Source organism: Pseudoalteromonas sp. TAP-3C, from assembly GCF_059888565.1.
Map to the genome: position 1 here is coordinate 218,521 of NZ_JCBFEM010000002.1, position 17,760 is coordinate 236,280.

A 17,760-nucleotide genomic window follows, 5' to 3' on the forward strand; every position below is an offset into this window, starting at 1 on the left:
TTTATTTAAATTATTGGAGCACAAAGATGGCTTTAGAGCGTACTTTTTCAATCGTAAAACCTGATGCAGTTGCTAAAAACCACATCGGCGCTGTCTACAACCGTTTCGAAACTGCGGGCCTTAAAATTGTTGCCGCTAAAATGGTTCACCTTTCAAAAGAAAAAGCGGAAGGTTTCTACGCTGAGCACAGCGAACGTCCTTTCTTTGGCGCTTTAGTCTCTTTCATGACATCTGGCCCAGTAATGGTTACCGTTCTTGAAGGCGAAAATGCTGTGCTTAAAAACCGCGAAATCATGGGTGCAACTAACCCTGCTGAAGCACTAGCGGGTACTTTACGCGCAGACTACGCTGATAGCATCGACGAAAATGCGGTTCACGGCTCTGACGCTGTTGAATCTGCGGCTCGCGAAATCGCGTATTTCTTCGCAGACGAAGAGCTTTGCCCACGTACTCGTTAATTTGAGTTTCGCAGCTAACCCTGTGATGCAAAGTATGAAAAGGGCTTTAGAGCCCTTTTTTAGTCATTAATTAAAGTATTACTGTGTATTTTTTGATGTTTTACTTAATGATTAAAGTGGGTAAATTGTGTACAATTTACCCTTGTAAATTTTTATCACCACCGTCACTAATTAAGGTTGTTTCATGACCACTGAGCAAAAAAAAATTAACTTATTAGATTTAAACCGAGATGCAATGCGAGAGCTGTTTGTGTCGTTCGGTGAAAAGCCATTTCGTGGCGATCAGGTGATGAAATGGATTTATCATTTTGGCGTAGATAATTTCGATGAAATGAGCAACGTCAACAAAAAACTTAAAGAAAAGCTTAAAAATGAGTGTGAAATTGTAGCCCCCGAAATTTCAGTTCGCCAGCAAGCCAGCGACGGTACAATTAAATACGCATTAGTACTCGAAGGCGGCCAAGAAGTAGAAGCTGTGTGGATCCCTGAAAAAGACCGTGCCACTTTATGCGTATCTTCTCAAGTAGGCTGTGCATTGGAGTGTACTTTTTGCTCAACAGCACAACAAGGCTTTAACCGTAACTTAAAAGTGTCTGAAATTATTGGCCAAGTGTGGCGCGTAGCCAAAGACATTGGCCTTGATGGCAACAGTGAAAAACGCCCAGTCACTAACGTAGTAATGATGGGTATGGGCGAGCCGCTACTTAACGTTAAAAACGTGGTACCTGCAATGGAACTAATGATGGACGATTGGGGTTTTGGTTTATCTAAGCGCCGCGTTACATTAAGTACTTCAGGCGTTGTACCTGCGCTTGATTTATTAAAAGAAAAAATAGACGTAGCACTGGCTATTTCATTACATGCACCCGATAACGCACTGCGTGATATTTTAGTACCTATTAATAAAAAGTACCCTATTGAGGAGTTTTTAGCCGCATGTCGTCGTTATATTGATGGCTCAAAGGCCAATAAAGATGTAACCATTGAATATGTTATGCTCAATGGTGTGAACGACAGTACCGATCAGGCACATGAACTGGTTAAAACGTTAAAAGGCACACCATCAAAAGTAAACCTTATTCCATTTAACCCATTTCCAGGTAACGAATATACACGCTCGAGTAACAGCCGAATTGATCGTTTTTCTAAAGTGTTACAAGCCGCTGGAATTACCTGTATTGTTCGTCGTACTCGAGGGGATGATATTGACGCAGCCTGTGGCCAATTAGCCGGCGATGTGGTTGATAGAACAAAGCGCTTGGCTAAAAAGAAACTACGCGATGAAAACGCAATTGCCGTAAACATTCACCAAGCCTAAATGCCCTAAAAAAACCCAATGCCTTTGTGAAAAACCGTTTATTTTTAAATAAATGATGCAACACAAAGGCTTTTAGGTAAGATAGAGGCTATGTGAATGAATTGAGAGACAAAGTAATGCGAGCTTTAATTGCGTTAGCACTATCAACACTGCTTTTGGGCGGTTGTGTTACTGAAAATAGCTACAATGGTAGCGATAAACCCGTTCTGGAAAATAAGTTTAACAATACAAATGCTGCACGTACTCGAATCGCTTTAGCACTACAGTACCTCGATACAGGTAACAACTCACAAGCAAAATACAACCTAGAGCGTGCCAATGAATATGCTCCAAACTTGCCCGAAGTTCACTACTCATTAGCGTATTATTATCACCAAGTGGGCGAACACGCATTAGCAGATAAAGCCTATCAAAAGGCGTTAGCTATTAAACCTGACGATCCGAATACCCTGAATAACTACGGTACCTTTTTATGCAGCATTAATGAGTACGACCGCGCTACCGATCAATTTTTAAAAGCCATTGAAGTACCCAGTTATATTCGCGTTGCACAAAGTTACGAAAATTTAGCCCTGTGCGCCATTGAATCTAATGACTTTAATAACGCTGAAAACTACTTTGTGCAAGCACTCAATCACAGCTCACAACGGGCATCTACACTGATTAGTTTAGCGGCATTATATTATGCAAAAAGCGACTTATATAAAGCCAGTAGCCTAATCAAACGTTATGACGATACAGCGCAAGTTTCCCCACGCGCATTATTGCTGAGTTATTTAGTTAAACAACGCATGGGCCGAATAGAGGAAGCAGAGAAAATTGCCACAACCATCTTACAAACTTATCCTAATAGCATGCAAGCGAGCGCTATTAGCGACAATCAATTAAGGCAAACAGAGTTTGAAGTGCTACGCGAAAAGTACCGTCAAGCTCAGCTAGATGAATTACAACAGAGTAATCATAACAATCAAATTATTGTTGAACCGAAAATAAAAATTATCAGAAAAAAAGCGCCAGAACCAGAAATGGATCTTGAAGCGCCGACAAAAAAAACTAAATAATATAATAATTACTGATTTTGCTCTAAACCAATTTAGCATTTGGGTGTGATACAATGCTAAACTGTGCTTTGCTAGGTATATAAAGGTCTTTCTATAACGAGTGCTAATGGTACTCTTTTAAGCATAGCGCACTGGCACCAAGTATTAATGAACGCTAAACAATAAAAATAAATTTTACCTTGGTTGTTAAACATAAACTTTAATCGTGGACTCAGACTCATAAACATTATGAATGAAGATAATACACAAACACAGAGTGACGAACCCTCTGTAGGACAAATACTTAAAACGCATAGAGAAAATGCTAATATCAGTGTCGCTGCTATTGCTTCATTATTAAAGCTAACAGAAATACAAGTTCAGCATATCGAAAATGACGAGTTTCATTTATTGGGTGCAAAAACGTTTGTTAAAGGCTATATAAAAAATTACTGTCGTGCACTCAACATTGATAGCACGCCTATCTTAACAATGCTGCCTGTGTTTTCTGCATCAACTAAACCGGTCGATATGCAAAGCTTTTCAAGGCGCACAGAAAAAGAAGCCAATGACAGCAAGCTGATGACCGTAAGCTATTTAATTTTAGCCATTATTATAGGCTCCTCAGCCGTATGGTGGTGGCAAAATGCAATGCCTATTGATGAGCAAACCAAAACCATTAATGCCAGTAATTCGCTAATTACTCAGTTGCAAGAAAATACGACACTGCTAGCTGATGCTACTGAAGATACGCCATTAGAGGATATAGAGCCTGAACAACAAACAAATTCAGCCATACAAGATGAGCAACAATCAATTCAAGCCGCGCCAGTAAATGATGATGTTCAGCGCCCCAGTGACAAAAAAGACAATGGTTTAAGCACTCTTGTTATGATGTTTGATGATGAGAGCTGGGTAGAAATTCACGATGCCAATAATGAAAAAATTGCTTTTGGGGTAAAAAAAGCAGGTTATCAAATGACGTTAACCGGTGTCGCACCTTTTTCAGTGGTGTTAGGTAAGCATGATGTTGTTAATATTACCCTAAATGGTGAGCCAATTGATATTTCGGCCTTTCCCAAAAACCGTTTAGCTAAATTTAAATTACCATTAGCAGAGTAGTCGCTATGTTTTCAGAATCTCCTATAAAACGCAGAAAATCCACTCGTATCAATGTCGGAAATGTACCGATTGGCGATGGCGCACCTATTGCTGTGCAGTCAATGACCAATACAGACACCATGGACGTTGATGCTACGGTAGCTCAAATTCAAGCCATTCAAGATGCAGGCGCAGACATAGTGCGCGTATCTGTGCCTACTATGGATGCCGCAGAAGCATTTAAAAGCATTAAAGAGCAAGTATCTATACCACTTGTGGCTGATATTCATTTTGACTACCGGATTGCATTAAAAGTAGCAAAATACGGTGTTGATTGTTTGCGGATTAACCCAGGTAACATTGGCAGTGAAGAACGCATTAGAGCCGTAGTAGACTCTGCCCGTGAGCATAATATTCCCATTCGAATAGGGGTAAATGGCGGTTCACTTGAGCGCGACTTACAAGAAAAATACGGCGAGCCAACGCCAGCGGCTTTACTTGAGTCTGCTATGCGTCACGTTGATATATTACGTCGTTTAGACTTTGATCAATTTAAAATTTCGGTGAAAGCATCCGATGTCTTTTTAGCGGTAGGCGCGTATCGTTTACTCGCCAAAGAAATCGACCAACCTTTGCATTTAGGCATCACCGAGGCCGGCGGTATGCGCTCAGGCTCAGTAAAATCAGCCGTTGGCTTAGGTATGTTATTAGCAGAAGGTATTGGTGATACGCTGCGTGTATCGTTAGCCGCCGATCCGGTGCAAGAAATAAAAGTGGGCTTTGATATTTTAAAATCATTGCGTATTCGCTCGCGCGGGATTAACTTTATTGCTTGCCCTAGCTGCTCGCGTCAAGAGTTTGATGTGGTGAGCACCATGAACCAGCTTGAAGAGCGCTTAGAAGATATAATCGAGCCAGTGTCGGTTTCGGTGATTGGCTGTGTAGTTAACGGCCCAGGTGAAGCATTGGTTAGCGATATTGGTCTTGCTGGTGCAAATCGTCGCTCAGGCTTATACATAAATGGCGAACGCCAAAAAGCCCGTATTGATAACAACAATATCGTTGATCAGCTCGAGGGTTATGTACGCGACTTCATCGAGAAAAAACAACAACAAACACCAATCGATATAAAAATTGTAGAGTAATTTATACTCCAGCAATGTCTAACGGCCCTGTACCAACAGCATTGACAACATAGTACAAATTACGAACACCCCGTTACACTCGCAATTACTTCGTAGTTAGGGTTATAATGTGCGGTCGATTTTTTAGTTTTACGTGGTTGCAGCTTACAGCTGCACATAAACAGATTTAGGATTTATCAGTGGCAAAACAAATTCAGGCAGTTCGCGGTATGAACGATTGCCTGCCAGGCGATACGCAAGTTTGGCAGAAAGTAGAGCACATTTTACGCGAGACCGTATCATCGTTTGGTTATCAAGAAATTCGTTTTCCAATTGTAGAATCAACCGACCTATTTAAACGCTCTATTGGTGAAGTTACCGATATTGTAGAAAAAGAAATGTACACCTTTGCCGATCGTAACGGTGATAATTTAACCCTGCGCCCTGAGGGGACGGCGGTGTGTGTACGTGCAGGTAATGAAAATGGCCTGTTATACAATCAAGAACAACGCCTTTGGTACATGGGCCCGATGTTTCGCCATGAACGCCCACAAAAAGGCCGTTACCGTCAGTTTCATCAATTTGGTTTAGAAACCTTTGGTATTGCCAGCGCCGATATAGACGCTGAAGTGATATTACTCACGGCGCAACTTTGGGAAGCATTTGGCATAAGCGATCATGTACGCTTAGAGCTTAATTCATTAGGTTCTAACGAAGCACGTGCACAGTACCGCGATGCCTTAATCGCCTTTTTAGAACAACATACCGATGTACTAGATGAAGACGCTAAACGTCGTATGTACTCTAACCCACTGCGCGTGCTTGATACTAAAAACCCAGATATACAAGCAATTTTAGTCGATGCGCCAAAATTATCTGAGCATTTAGATACTGAATCAAAAGAACATTTTGAAAATTTATGTGAACGATTAGATGCCGCAGGCGTCAAATACACGGTTAATGAAAAGCTGGTACGTGGCTTAGATTATTACAATCGTACTGTATTTGAATGGGTAACCGATAGCTTAGGCGCTCAAGGTACAGTGTGTGCCGGTGGTCGTTATGATGGCTTAGTTGAGCAATTAGGCGGTAAATCAACCCCAGCCGTTGGTTTTGCAATGGGCTTAGAGCGTTTGGTTTTACTGCTTCAAGCACTTGAATGTGTAGGTGACATACGCCGCAGTGCTGATGTATATTTAGCGGCCATGGGTGATAAAGCCAGTATTCAAGCGCCTATTATTGCATCTAACCTACGTCGCGACGTACCTGGGTTGCGCGTTATGGTGCATGCTGGTGGCGGCAACTTTAAAAAACAATTAAAACGTGCTGATAAAAGCGATGCATTGGTCGCGGTTATTATCGGTGAGGATGAATTAGAGCAAGGCGTTGTGACCATTAAGTATTTACGTGAGCGTAAAGAACAAGTCACATTAGAACTAGAACACGCTAAAGCGCTACTTGCAGAACTAATTAATAGCTAAAATGACATAAAGCGCAGACACTTAAGCGCTTTAACAGAGGTAAGCATGGAAATTTATTCAACAGAAGAACAACAAGCAGAAGCAATTAAACGCTTTTTTCGTGAAAACGGCCTATCACTTGCGCTAGGTGTAATTGTTGGCTTAGGTGGTCTGTACGGTTGGAAAGCCTACAATCAAAACCAAATAACCACCGCAGAGCAAGCATCCGATGCCTACACTAAGCTTGTTGAAAGTGATGACGTATTAGCCTCTGCTGATGCGTTTATTAGTGAAAACAAAGACACCCAGTACGCAACTTTAGCTGCATTTGTTGCTGCAAAAGAAGCGGTCGATGCGCAAAAATTAGACGTAGCGAACGAAAAACTAAGCTGGATTGTATCACATGTTGATAACGCACAACTAAAAGCCATTGCCACTACGCGCCTAGCGCGCGTGCAAATTGCTCAACAACAATACGATGATGCATTAACTACGTTAAATGCGCCGCTGCCGGAAGCATTTAATGCAAATGTTGCAGAACTAAAAGGCGATATTTACACTGTGCAAGGCAATAAAGAACAAGCACGCGTAGCTTACCAAGCTGCGGTTGATGCCGGTGGATTAACCAGCAACCCGCTTTTACAAATGAAGTTAGATGACCTAGCAGTAACTAGCCCAGCGGCATAAGGTTTTAGGCATGAGAAAAATAACAACAGCAACGCTCGCCCTGTGTATGGCAACCCTAATGGGTTGTTCATCAAGTGATGACGAAGAAAAGTTAGTACTTCCACAAATAGCCAATCAGTTTGAAACAGAAGTTGTTTGGCAAGAATCAATAGGTAGTGGTGTAGAGCATTATTTCTCACGCCTATCACCGGCTGTTTATAAAGAGACTGTTTATGTTGCTAGTCGCGAAGGCCAAGTAGAAGCTTTATCGCTTGCTAACGGCGACACCCAGTGGAAAACCGACGTCCGTCAAGATTTATCGTTTTGGCCTTGGAGCGATAACGATAGTGCAAAATTATCAGGCGGACTATTACAAGCCTATGGTAAAATCTATCTAGGTTCTGAGCATGGCTATGTAATTGCGCTTGATCGCGAAACAGGTAAAGAAGTTTGGCGTAAAAAGGTCCCTGGCGAATCACTGTCAAAACCGGCTGCTGGTGATGGTTTAATATTTGTTAATTTAGCGTCAGGTAAGTTACTTGCTCTTCACCCAGATACCGGTGAGGAGCGTTGGCGCTTTGAGCAAGACGTGCCGCCATTAACGCTGCGCGGTCAAAGTTCGCCTACTGTTGCTAATGGTGGCGTGCTACTAGGCCTTGAAACGGGTAAATTAAGCGTTTTAATTTCAGAAAGTGGTTACTCAGCCTGGAGCGCCGAAATTGCAGTACCAAAAGGTGCATCAGAATTTGAGCGTTTAGTTGATGTAGATACACAACCACTTATAAGCGGCCCATTTGCCTATGCCATTGCATACAATGGCAACTTATCAGCCGTTGATATTCGTTCAGGTAATGTTGTGTGGAAACGCGAATACAGCAGCTACCGTGAAATCAGCATGGATTTACAAACAATATACGTTGTTGATAGTAACGGTGTTGTTTACGCACTCGATAAAGATTCAGGCATTGAGCGCTGGAGCCAACCTGCTCTACGTGGCTGGTACTTAACAGGTCCCACGGTTGCCGGTAGTTATTTAGCGATGGGTGATCAAGAAGGTAATTTACATTGGTTAAATAAAGACACTGGCGAGCTTGTATCTCGTGAAGACTTTGACAGCTCAGGTTTTTTTGTTGAGCCTGTTGTTGCTGACGATAAATTAATTTTATACACCCGCGATGGTGAAGTTAGCGCGGTAAAAATACCAAACTAACTGACTACTATTAGTGTAAGGCACTAATAGTTAATTATTTTTTGTAAGGCTTCGCACTGCGAAGCCTTTTGTTGTTTTTTAAAGAGGTAGTTTATGCTTCCCGTGATCGCTCTTGTAGGGCGACCCAATGTGGGCAAATCCACATTATTTAACCGTTTAACACGTACTCGTGACGCACTCGTTGCCGATTTTCCTGGCTTAACCCGTGATAGAAAATATGGCCAAGCAAATTACGACGGCTTTGAATTTATCGTGGTAGATACGGGCGGTATTGATGGCTCCGAGGAAGGTATCGAAACTGAAATGGCTGATCAATCACTGCTTGCCATTGAAGAAGCAGATATTGTTTTATTTTTAGTTGATGCGCGTGTCGGTATGACAGTTGCAGATCAAGCCATTGCTAATCACTTACGTAAGCAAGAAAAGAAAAGCTTTGTAGTTGCTAATAAAACCGATGGCATTGATGCTGACTCAAATTGTGCTGAGTTTTATCAACTTTCACTCGGTGAAGTTCATCATATTGCAGCCGCTCATGGCCGTGGTATCACTTTACTGCTTGAACAAACACTTCAGCCCGTTATTGCTGAGCTTGCGGCCCTTGATGAAGATGTAGCCGATGATGATGAAGAGCTTATCGACTTGTATCAAGAAGGTGAAGAGGATGATACCGATCATCAAGCGTTCGCCGACAAGCCGGTAAAGTTGGCTATAATTGGTCGCCCTAACGTGGGTAAATCAACACTTACTAACCGTATACTCGGCGAAGAGCGTGTTATTGTATATGATATGCCAGGCACAACACGGGATTCAATTTACATTCCGATGACCCGTAACGACAAAGAATATATTCTTATCGATACCGCCGGTGTACGTAAACGTAAAAAAGTAAGTGATGTAGTTGAAAAGTTCTCAGTGATTAAAACATTACAAGCAATCGAAGATTGTAACGTGGTGCTACTAGTCGTTGATGCGCGCGATGGTATTTCTGATCAAGATTTAAGTTTATTAGGCTTTGCACTTAATTCAGGACGCTCATTAGTTATTGCAGTAAATAAGTGGGATGGCCTAGATAACTACGTAAAAGATCGGATTAAAACCGAGCTCGACCGCCGTTTAGGGTTTATTGATTTTGCCCGCCTACACTTTATATCTGCACTGCATGGCACAGGGGTTGGTCACTTATTTGAATCAGTTGACGAAGCGTACGAATCGGCAACTAAGCGTATTAGTACGGCTATGTTACGTCGTATTATGGATATGGCACAAGCTGATCACCAACCGCCGCTTGTTCGTGGCCGTCGTGTTAAGCTTAAATACGCCCATGCTGGGGGTTATAACCCGCCGCGTATCGTTATTCATGGTAACCAAGTACATGATTTACCTGATAGCTATAAACGCTACCTAATGAACTACTATCGTAAAGCACTTAAAATTATGGGTACGCCAATCAAAATTGAATTTAGAGAAGGTGATAACCCATTTGCAGGGCGAACGAATAAAGTAACGCTGTCGCAAAAACGTAAAATTCGCGCGTTTAGTAAAGAAAACCGCAATAAAAGCTAGGTGCTAGGTGCTAGGTGCTAGGTCAAAATTAAATAGCGTACAATAAAAGTACGCTATTTTTTTATCTAAAATAAAGTGATGGTACCCCATACCCTAAAGTAAAAGGATTATTTGACGTCAAAGTGCAAAGCGTATGGTTGCCCCACATACCCTTGGTAAGCTGTCTATATGCTGCTTAAATCATTATTCTTAAAAAATTATTTCTTCGTTGTTTATATAAATAAAATAAGTAAGGAGAGCAATTAAACACACGCCTTAATGTTATAAAACAACGCATTAATTGAGCGAACTTGTTATTATCATAAAATCAGCGCGCATAAATAATAATTAAAATTTTAAAAAGTGAAATTCAACATGTTTAAAGAAACAACTTTAGCTATTTGTTTAGCAGCCACCTCGCTGCCAAGCTTAGCCGACAGTAACAGCGATTTAAAAATCATTATTGATAACCACTGGGAAAATGCGAAAGCAGAAAAAATATTTTTTAGAACCGATCCAGACGGTTGGAAACCAAACGGCACATTGCCAAATTGGAGCAAGCAAGCCATTGCTAAGCGCCAAGCTTACAACAGCAGCGTACTAAAAAGCTTAGCGAGCATTGACCCAAAAGCGCTCAATAGCGAGCAGCTAATGAATTACCGCTTATTTAAATATGAGCGAGAAACAGAGCAGCAAAGCTACCTTTATCAAGATAAGTATTTTCCGGTTAATTTTTTAAGTGGTTGGCATACTTACTTTGCAGAAGCGCCGGCTAACATGGCCTTTTTAACCATTGATGATTACGATGCCTTTTTAGTGAGCCTCAGTAACTACCCTCGCTTTAATCAGCAAAATATTAATTTAATGAAGCAAGGTATTCAAACCGGTTTTACCCACTACTGCGAAACGTTTAAAAATTATGGCAAAAGTATTAACGCCCATATAGTTAAACAAGCTGAGATTAGCGCCTTATATGAGCCATTTACCCGTATCCCTAATAAATTTAGCGCAGCGCAAAAAGAAGCTTACCAAAATAAAGCTAAAGCGTTAATTACCTCAAAAGTCGTGCCTGCTTACGAGCACTTTTACGACTTTTTTGAAAACGAATACATGTCACATTGTAGAGCAGGACCCGGTATTGCAAGCATCAAAGGGGGCCTTGATTATTACAAATACACAGTAAATTATTACACCACAACAAACGCGACCCCCAAGCAAATACATGAGCTTGGCCTTAAAGAAGTGGCACGCATCAAAGCGCAAATGCAAAGTATTATTGATAAAGTTGGCTTTGATGGCAGCTACAGTGAGTTTTTAGAATTTTTGGCAACCGATGAGCAATTTTACGCAACCGATCCCCAAGACTTGCTCGAAAAAACCGCCTTTATAACCCAAAAAATGTACGGCAAACTCCCTACTTACTTTGGCCACTTACCACGAAACACCTTTACTATAAAAGGCTCAGCGAGTCGTGGCGCATTTTATATGCCACCGCCAGATAACCGTTCACCGGGGACTTACTTTTTAGCTTCAACGCCTAAATTACAACCTTTATATAATTTAGAAGCACTTAGCCTGCACGAAGCTATTCCTGGGCATCATTTACAAAACGCCATTGCAATGGAATTAGACGTTCCTGAATTTAGACGCACACTGAGCCACTCAGCATTTGGCGAAGGCTGGGCACTTTATTCAGAGCGTTTAGGTAAAGAAGCGGGCTTTTACCAAAGCCCATACAGTGACTTTGGCCGTTTAGGCTACGAAATGTGGCGCGCTGTGCGCTTAGTGGTTGATACCGGTATTCATGCCTTTGGCTGGAGCCGCCAAAAGGCGATTGATTATTTGGCTGATCATACCGCTTTGCCACAAAGCGCAGTGGAAGATCAAATAGACCGCTATATTTCTTGGCCAGGCCAAGCGCTTTCATACAAAATGGGCGAAATTAAAATACGCGAACTACGTGCCAAAGCAGAAAAACAGCTAGGCGCACAATTTGATATTCGCAGCTTCCACGATACCGTTATTGGTCAAGGTTCATTACCTATGGCGGTACTTGAAGACGTTATAAACGATTGGATAGCAGAGCAAAAATCAGCTATTTAACATTAAAGGAGGCGGTATTATTTGCCGCCTTTTTATAAATGGACTTTTTAATGAAACACCTACTTATTTTTGTATCACTTATTTTATTTAGCAGCCAAGCTAATGCCTTTTGTTTAGACGCATCAAACTACATAGAGGGCGTAAAATATGGCGTTTGTGGGGAGCAAATAGATTCAATTTCCCTTACGCCTTATTTCATTATATGGATGCTTTTAAACGTGTTATTTGGGCAAATGCTTAATAAACCCAATATACATGTGGGATTTAAATATTTACTTTTTCTTTGTGCGTTCCCACTGAGTCCGTTAGTACTATTAATGAATTTAGTTGGAATAATGGTATCTCGCATTTATAAAAATCATTCAAATACGACAGCAAATAAACCCCAACCTAACTATGATTGCACAGAACCAGTTAATGAAAAGTCGAGCGTTAATTCGATAATAATTGGTGAGTACACTTTTGACAGCATGCAGCAAACTTTAATTAAAGAAGATAGTCACTTCACATTAGAGCCTAAATGCATGCAGGTACTAAGCTATTTAGTTGAACAACAACCAAGAATAGTTAGTCTTGAAGAGTTACATAATAATGTATGGGAGAATCAAATAGTAACCGACACCGCAGTTAGGCGAGTTATTAGCAAACTACGTGTAGCCCTTAATGATGACGATACAAAAAACCCAAAATATATAAAATCTGTAATGAAGCGAGGATATCAGCTAATAGCCGAAGTTAAATCACAACCTATTGAATAATATTGATTTATAAAAGTTATAACCAAGGCAATACCGTGGTTATAACTTTGTAATAACTAGTTAACGGCTTTGTTATCGTTATTTTTTGCGAAACGTTTTAATTTGTTTAAGCGCTATAGAGCGACCCATAAAATTAAATAATTAAGGAAAAAATATGAAACACTTACTGCCACTAACACTATTATTAATTACCACATTAATTACCCTTAGCCTCATAGGTAAAGCGCAATGTATAGAAATAGGTAACGCATCTGTTGCTAGTATTTCATTCGGCACGTGTGATTTATCAAGCGCTAAAACAACGCTTTCACCACTCTTTACTATTTTTTGGTTAGCAGTGAATATGCTTTTTGCAATTATACTACCTAAACCCTCTATTGCTAAAAAATACAAAATTGCTTTGTTTATTTGCAGTTTACCGCTTAGCGTATTTGTGTACTTAATTGCTTATGCCTCTATTAACCTAACAAACACGACTAAACCGATTAAATAAAACCTAAGCAGGTGAGTAAGCACTACTTGCTCACCCTTTCAATACTAAAATTTGCAGCTAACTAATCCCTACCCGCTTTTGCTTCGTAGAAATACTGACTTTAAAAACCAAGGCATAAAATGAAAAAACGTATTTTATATTGTCTGCAAAATGACTTGCGTATTGATGACAATTCCATACTCAATGATTTATCACAACAACAATGTGAACTCGATCTTGTTTTTGTTATTAATCCTGCTTGGTTTAAAAGCAATAACTACCAGCAAAAACCCTATGGCATACACAAGCAGCGCTTTTTAATGCAAAGTCTTTATCAACTGCAACAATCTGTTTTAGGGCTTGGCCAAACCTTGCATATTTTAGAAGGCGATCCGGTAAAGGTATTAACACAGCGTATTAATGAGCTTGGCATTGATGAAGTGGTTTATAGCGAGCAAATAGGCGTATATGAACTGCGTCAAATTACCGCACTTAAAACAAAATGCGCCACTGTGGTATTTAAATCAGTGATGCAAGATACCTTATATCAACAGCAGCAATTACCATTTGAGCTTACACATTTACCTACCGGCTTTACCCCGTTTAGAAAAAAAATTGAAGGTGCAGACATAAGCATATCATCAGGCTCATTTACAGCGCCTAGGTTACCACACCCTATTGTGCTATGTGCAAAACAGCCCATAGAAGAGCCTCTTGTAGGTAGTTCATTATTTCCCGGCGGCCATAAAGCCGCGCTTAAGCATTGCCAACAATATTTTTCATCTTCTTTACCAAGCAGCTACAAAATCACCCGTAATGAGCTGGATGGTTTTGATAACTCAACAAAATTCAGTAGCTGGCTGGCTTTTGGCTGTATTAGCGCCAAGCAAATTTTTTGTGCAGTAGATACTTATGAAGCACAGCATGGGGAAAATGAATCAACCTACTGGATAAAGTTTGAATTATTATGGCGTGAATATTTTAAATGGCATGCAATTAATGTGAAGCACCAGCTTTTTACTTTTAAAGGTAAAAAACAAAGCTCACCACTTACAACCTTTAGTCCAAATCGATTTGCAAAATGGTGCCAAGGCAGTACCCCATTTCCGCTAGTTAACGCGATTATGAAAGAGCTTAACGCAACGGGCTTTATCACTAACCGTTCACGACAAATTGTAGCCAGTTGTTTGGTAAACGAACTGCAACTAGACTGGCGCTATGGCGCAGCTTACTTTGAACAACAGCTTATCGATTACGATGTAGCCTCAAACTGGGGCAATTGGCAGTACATAGCAGGTGTTGGGGTCGACCCCAGAGGTGGCCGCCATTTTAATTTGGCAAAACAGACCCAACAATACGACCCACATGGTGAATATATTGCCAAATGGCAAGGAAATGATCAGTGCGATGCGCAACTAGACAACTTAGACGCCGCCGATTGGCCCATTTAAGCTGCAATGGGCCTATTGAACTATGCGAATAATCTACAGTTTATTTGTACTTGCTCATAAAATTATCCACTTGCGATAACTGGGCTAAATACTCACGCTTAGCCTCTTTGTTTTGTTCTAGTTTGTCTAAGTCGCCGATTAACGTGATTAATTGATTGTGTGAATAGCTCTATGTTGTTCGAAACTCATTTTGCGCGCCTACACCACTGAGGCGCTTTTTTTCTTCCATACGCTGGCTATCTTCGTTTTTTTCAAGCCAAATATCGTTAATAAGACGGATATTACTCTCACTGGTGGTTGTTTCCTTTAATGCCTTTTTTAACTCGTATTGAGATGTTTCGGGATTAAATTGATAAACCTTTTTATCTATATCTATGTCATGAGCCTGATCAAGCGCAACTAATTCGTTATCTTTTACAGCAGTACCAATAGTATAACCTTCTTGTTTGTCATAATAATCGGGGGGGATGTCTGAGCGATTGCCTTCTTCATAATTAAAACGCGTACTCGCGACTTTATTTTGTGTCACCCCCGTTAAACCTGCTGACTTTTGCTGCTCTGTATTTTGGCTCAGCTTTGTGGTGCTTGTCGCTATGTAATCACCTTGGTCCATTGCAAAAGAAAATTTTGCATCAAAGTCTGCTAACTTAGAAATACCGTCACCTAAGGTATTTTTCTCGTGGCTAGCTAGCCCTTGGTAACGAGGGTCTTTGGTGATCATATTATCGACTAAATCAGCCACCAGCTCACGTCCGTTAGTAAATTGTTGTGTAGCAATTGACTCAATTTGGCTATAGCGCTCAGCAGCTGATGACATACTACTAAACGCATTTTTAAATACAGCCAGCCCTTGTTTCATCACTTCATCGCTTTTGTGACCAAACGCCGAACGCGTACTTTTTTCAGAACTATTGAGGCGACTATCTTCTAAACTTTTATCTAAGGCGTTTATGTATTGCTGCATTTGAGTTTTATCTTGTCCGCCAATAGTTGACATATCAAGTGAAAAATCAATGTTGTTTTGACCGCTCAACGATTCAAATTCAAGCATTTGCTGCTGAGATTCAGCGTCGAGGTTATAACTAATACTCAGTTCATTTTCTGTTGATAACGTTGTTTCTTGGCCGCCGCTACCGTTGCCATCAGACGTCGAAAAATACAGATCAAAACCCGAAAGCTGTTTGTGATCAAAGTCGCTTAAAAAGTCTAAGTTTAAATCCATTTGATTTGCTGGCACATAGCGACTGTAAGCGCTTTGCTTGGCTTTAAAAAATTCATCCGCCATTTCGCCTACACCCGAGAGCACTTGCGATAATGCTTGATGTTCAAGCTCAGATAAGTCGCCATCCACTTCGTAACTTACACTAAAGTCATCTGTGGTTTCACCCGTTTTCTCATCGTAGCCTTGCGCAGAATGAAAGGCGATATTAATAACATCACCTTCTTTGGTTTTTATCGAAAGCTCAAATGCATAGTTATCATCATCTTCATACTTTTCGCGATTAAAACTTTCCATAAAAGGATTTAGCGAGCGCTCAACACGCTGCTGACTGGATGCTAAAAACGTTTTTTGATTAAACCCAAGCTGGCCCAAGCTTGATAAAATATCACTGGTATTGGCATAAGCGCCTCGGATATTTTTTACCGAGCTATTTAAGCGAGCAATTAACTGATCGCTTCGTTCATTTTTTAATAACCCCTCTTGTTGAGAGCTTATCACTGTTCGCAGGGCTAGTTCTTCACTAGAGAGCTTATAATTTGAAGCGCTGGGCGCATTAGAAATCGTAAATAAAGAAGAAAGTTGCTGATTAAGTATGTCATCGACTTGTTGGTCACTAAACTGACTGAGCATGTCATCACTAATTTTTGCGTTGTTTGGTGCTAAATTAGCATTTGCTTGTAAGCCGGTAGACAAACTTGTTTGACTTGAATTATTGACTGAATGGGCAAGCAAAGCACTTAAATGGGTATAGTTGCCAAGTATTTTATTAACCATGATTATCCTTAATCTTCAACCTCGTTAAATAGCATGTCGGCTATCTGGGTAAAAACTTTAATTATTTTTTATTATTCAAGTATAAAATATTTGCTAATAAAAAACGTAGTTTAAAAATAATTAACATGTTTTGGCAAGTAATGACTTAAGTATATCAGGTACAAATTTTCGTTGAGCAGTAATGGCGTAAAAGTGTTCAAACGCATCAGGTAAGCGCTGGTACTCAACCAATATACCTTGCTCTATCTCATCTTTTACTACAACTGATGGCAGTACCGATAGTGCACCGCTGTCTCGTGCGAGTAGTCGCAGCATTGCCATATCGTCAGCCTCCGCTTTTATTTTTGGCTGATATTGCCAACGCGCGCACAGCGCGTTAAACGAATCTCTAATGGCGGAAGTTTTACTCGGTAATACCCACTGAGCATTAATGTAACCTTCTGGAAATTGCTCTGGTATTTTTTTATTCGCAGGGCCTACAATCGCTAATGGTTGACGCGATACTAACTGACTCTGCCAAAGCTGATCATAGTGCTCAAGTCCAATGGGTTTATTGGTTAAAACTAAGTCTAATTCATGCTCAGCTAAGCCATTTAACAGGCCATCCATACGCCCTGCAATAAGCGAAAATCGTACTTCGTCACTACTCATTAAAGGATTAATAAATTGCTCGATAAAATTTCGAGAGAGTGTATTTAGCACCCCAATTGATAAATGCTGGGTTTGGGAAATCACCCCTTTATGAATAAAAGAAGATAGCTCCTCGCCCTTAGTAAATATATCGTTGGCATAAACAAGTACGCGCTTACCCATATCGGTGAGTGCTAGGGTACGTCCTTTACGAGCAAATAACTCAATATTAATAGTGTGTTCTAATTGCTTTATTTGTGTAGACAATGCTGACTGCGATAAGTGGAGCTCTTTAGCGGCTTGGGTTAAATTACCAATGCGCGCCACAGACCAAAAATAATACAAATGATGATAATTTAAACGACTCACTACTATTCTCTTTTATAGAACGTTTACATACATTATATCTATTTTTATTTAGTTATCTAGTT

13 protein-coding genes and 2 pseudogenes are annotated in these 17,760 nt (G+C 40.5%); 13 read left to right on the top strand and 2 right to left on the bottom strand.

Annotated elements, in window-relative coordinates:
• Positions 1-26: 26 nt before the first annotated feature.
• From ndk to AC6H44_RS16985, 13 genes and pseudogenes are all read left to right on the top strand, one after another.
• Positions 27-458, top strand: a complete 432-nt coding sequence (gene ndk / locus AC6H44_RS16925; protein WP_500739024.1) for a nucleoside-diphosphate kinase — start codon at positions 27-29, stop codon at positions 456-458.
• Positions 459-642: 184 nt separating this feature from the next.
• Positions 643-1,776 (top strand): dual-specificity RNA methyltransferase RlmN, encoded by a 1,134-nt coding sequence (rlmN, locus tag AC6H44_RS16930; protein ID WP_500739025.1) that lies wholly within the window; start codon positions 643-645, stop codon positions 1,774-1,776.
• A gap of 116 nt (positions 1,777-1,892) precedes the next feature.
• A pseudogene (pilW, locus tag AC6H44_RS16935) lies at positions 1,893-2,792 on the top strand (type IV pilus biogenesis/stability protein PilW); the annotation flags it as partial.
• A 273-nt stretch (positions 2,793-3,065) separates the two neighbouring features.
• A complete protein-coding gene (locus AC6H44_RS16940) occupies positions 3,066-3,938 on the top strand; it encodes a RodZ domain-containing protein (RefSeq protein ID WP_500739026.1) in 873 nt (290 codons plus the stop codon).
• A 5-nt stretch (positions 3,939-3,943) separates the two neighbouring features.
• Positions 3,944-5,062: a flavodoxin-dependent (E)-4-hydroxy-3-methylbut-2-enyl-diphosphate synthase gene (gene ispG / locus AC6H44_RS16945; protein ID WP_500739028.1), complete on the top strand. Its 1,119-nt coding sequence runs from the start codon at positions 3,944-3,946 to the stop codon at positions 5,060-5,062.
• Between the two features lie 179 nt (positions 5,063-5,241).
• Positions 5,242-6,522, top strand: a complete 1,281-nt coding sequence (hisS, locus tag AC6H44_RS16950; protein ID WP_500739029.1) for a histidine--tRNA ligase — start codon at positions 5,242-5,244, stop codon at positions 6,520-6,522.
• Positions 6,523-6,567: 45 nt separating this feature from the next.
• Positions 6,568-7,188, top strand: coding sequence for a YfgM family protein (locus AC6H44_RS16955; protein WP_500739031.1), 621 nt, complete (start codon positions 6,568-6,570; stop codon positions 7,186-7,188).
• A gap of 10 nt (positions 7,189-7,198) precedes the next feature.
• Entirely contained in the window at positions 7,199-8,377 is a 1,179-nt protein-coding gene (gene bamB, locus AC6H44_RS16960; protein ID WP_500739032.1) for an outer membrane protein assembly factor BamB, read from the top strand.
• Between the two features lie 93 nt (positions 8,378-8,470).
• On the top strand, positions 8,471-9,940 hold the full coding sequence (gene der / locus AC6H44_RS16965) for a ribosome biogenesis GTPase Der (RefSeq protein ID WP_500739033.1): 1,470 nt from the start codon (positions 8,471-8,473) through the stop codon (positions 9,938-9,940).
• Positions 9,941-10,294: 354 nt separating this feature from the next.
• Positions 10,295-12,022 (top strand): DUF885 domain-containing protein, encoded by a 1,728-nt coding sequence (locus AC6H44_RS16970; RefSeq protein ID WP_500739035.1) that lies wholly within the window; start codon positions 10,295-10,297, stop codon positions 12,020-12,022.
• A 50-nt stretch (positions 12,023-12,072) separates the two neighbouring features.
• Positions 12,073-12,780, top strand: a complete 708-nt coding sequence (locus tag AC6H44_RS16975; protein ID WP_500739036.1) for a winged helix-turn-helix domain-containing protein — start codon at positions 12,073-12,075, stop codon at positions 12,778-12,780.
• A gap of 154 nt (positions 12,781-12,934) precedes the next feature.
• Positions 12,935-13,273, top strand: a complete 339-nt coding sequence (locus AC6H44_RS16980) for a transcriptional regulator (protein ID WP_500739037.1) — start codon at positions 12,935-12,937, stop codon at positions 13,271-13,273.
• A 119-nt stretch (positions 13,274-13,392) separates the two neighbouring features.
• On the top strand, positions 13,393-14,703 hold the full coding sequence (locus tag AC6H44_RS16985) for a DASH family cryptochrome (RefSeq protein ID WP_500739038.1): 1,311 nt from the start codon (positions 13,393-13,395) through the stop codon (positions 14,701-14,703).
• 40 nt (positions 14,704-14,743) lie between these two features.
• Here AC6H44_RS16985 and AC6H44_RS16990 read toward each other — a convergent pair.
• Both AC6H44_RS16990 and AC6H44_RS16995 read right to left on the bottom strand, forming a co-directional pair.
• Positions 14,744-16,699 (bottom strand): annotated as a pseudogene (locus AC6H44_RS16990) (hypothetical protein).
• 120 nt (positions 16,700-16,819) lie between these two features.
• Entirely contained in the window at positions 16,820-17,698 is an 879-nt protein-coding gene (locus AC6H44_RS16995; protein WP_500739039.1) for a LysR family transcriptional regulator, read from the bottom strand.
• Positions 17,699-17,760 lie beyond the last annotated feature (62 nt).

Coding starts and splice junctions, on each gene's coding strand:
- ndk (WP_500739024.1), top strand. CDS start 27: ATGGCTTTAGAGCGTACTTTTTCAATCGTAAAACCTGATGCAGTTGCT.
- rlmN (WP_500739025.1), top strand. CDS start 643: ATGACCACTGAGCAAAAAAAAATTAACTTATTAGATTTAAACCGAGAT.
- AC6H44_RS16940 (WP_500739026.1), top strand. CDS start 3,066: ATGAATGAAGATAATACACAAACACAGAGTGACGAACCCTCTGTAGGA.
- ispG (WP_500739028.1), top strand. CDS start 3,944: ATGTTTTCAGAATCTCCTATAAAACGCAGAAAATCCACTCGTATCAAT.
- AC6H44_RS16955 (WP_500739031.1), top strand. CDS start 6,568: ATGGAAATTTATTCAACAGAAGAACAACAAGCAGAAGCAATTAAACGC.
- bamB (WP_500739032.1), top strand. CDS start 7,199: ATGAGAAAAATAACAACAGCAACGCTCGCCCTGTGTATGGCAACCCTA.
- der (WP_500739033.1), top strand. CDS start 8,471: ATGCTTCCCGTGATCGCTCTTGTAGGGCGACCCAATGTGGGCAAATCC.
- AC6H44_RS16970 (WP_500739035.1), top strand. CDS start 10,295: ATGTTTAAAGAAACAACTTTAGCTATTTGTTTAGCAGCCACCTCGCTG.
- AC6H44_RS16975 (WP_500739036.1), top strand. CDS start 12,073: ATGAAACACCTACTTATTTTTGTATCACTTATTTTATTTAGCAGCCAA.
- AC6H44_RS16980 (WP_500739037.1), top strand. CDS start 12,935: ATGAAACACTTACTGCCACTAACACTATTATTAATTACCACATTAATT.
- AC6H44_RS16985 (WP_500739038.1), top strand. CDS start 13,393: ATGAAAAAACGTATTTTATATTGTCTGCAAAATGACTTGCGTATTGAT.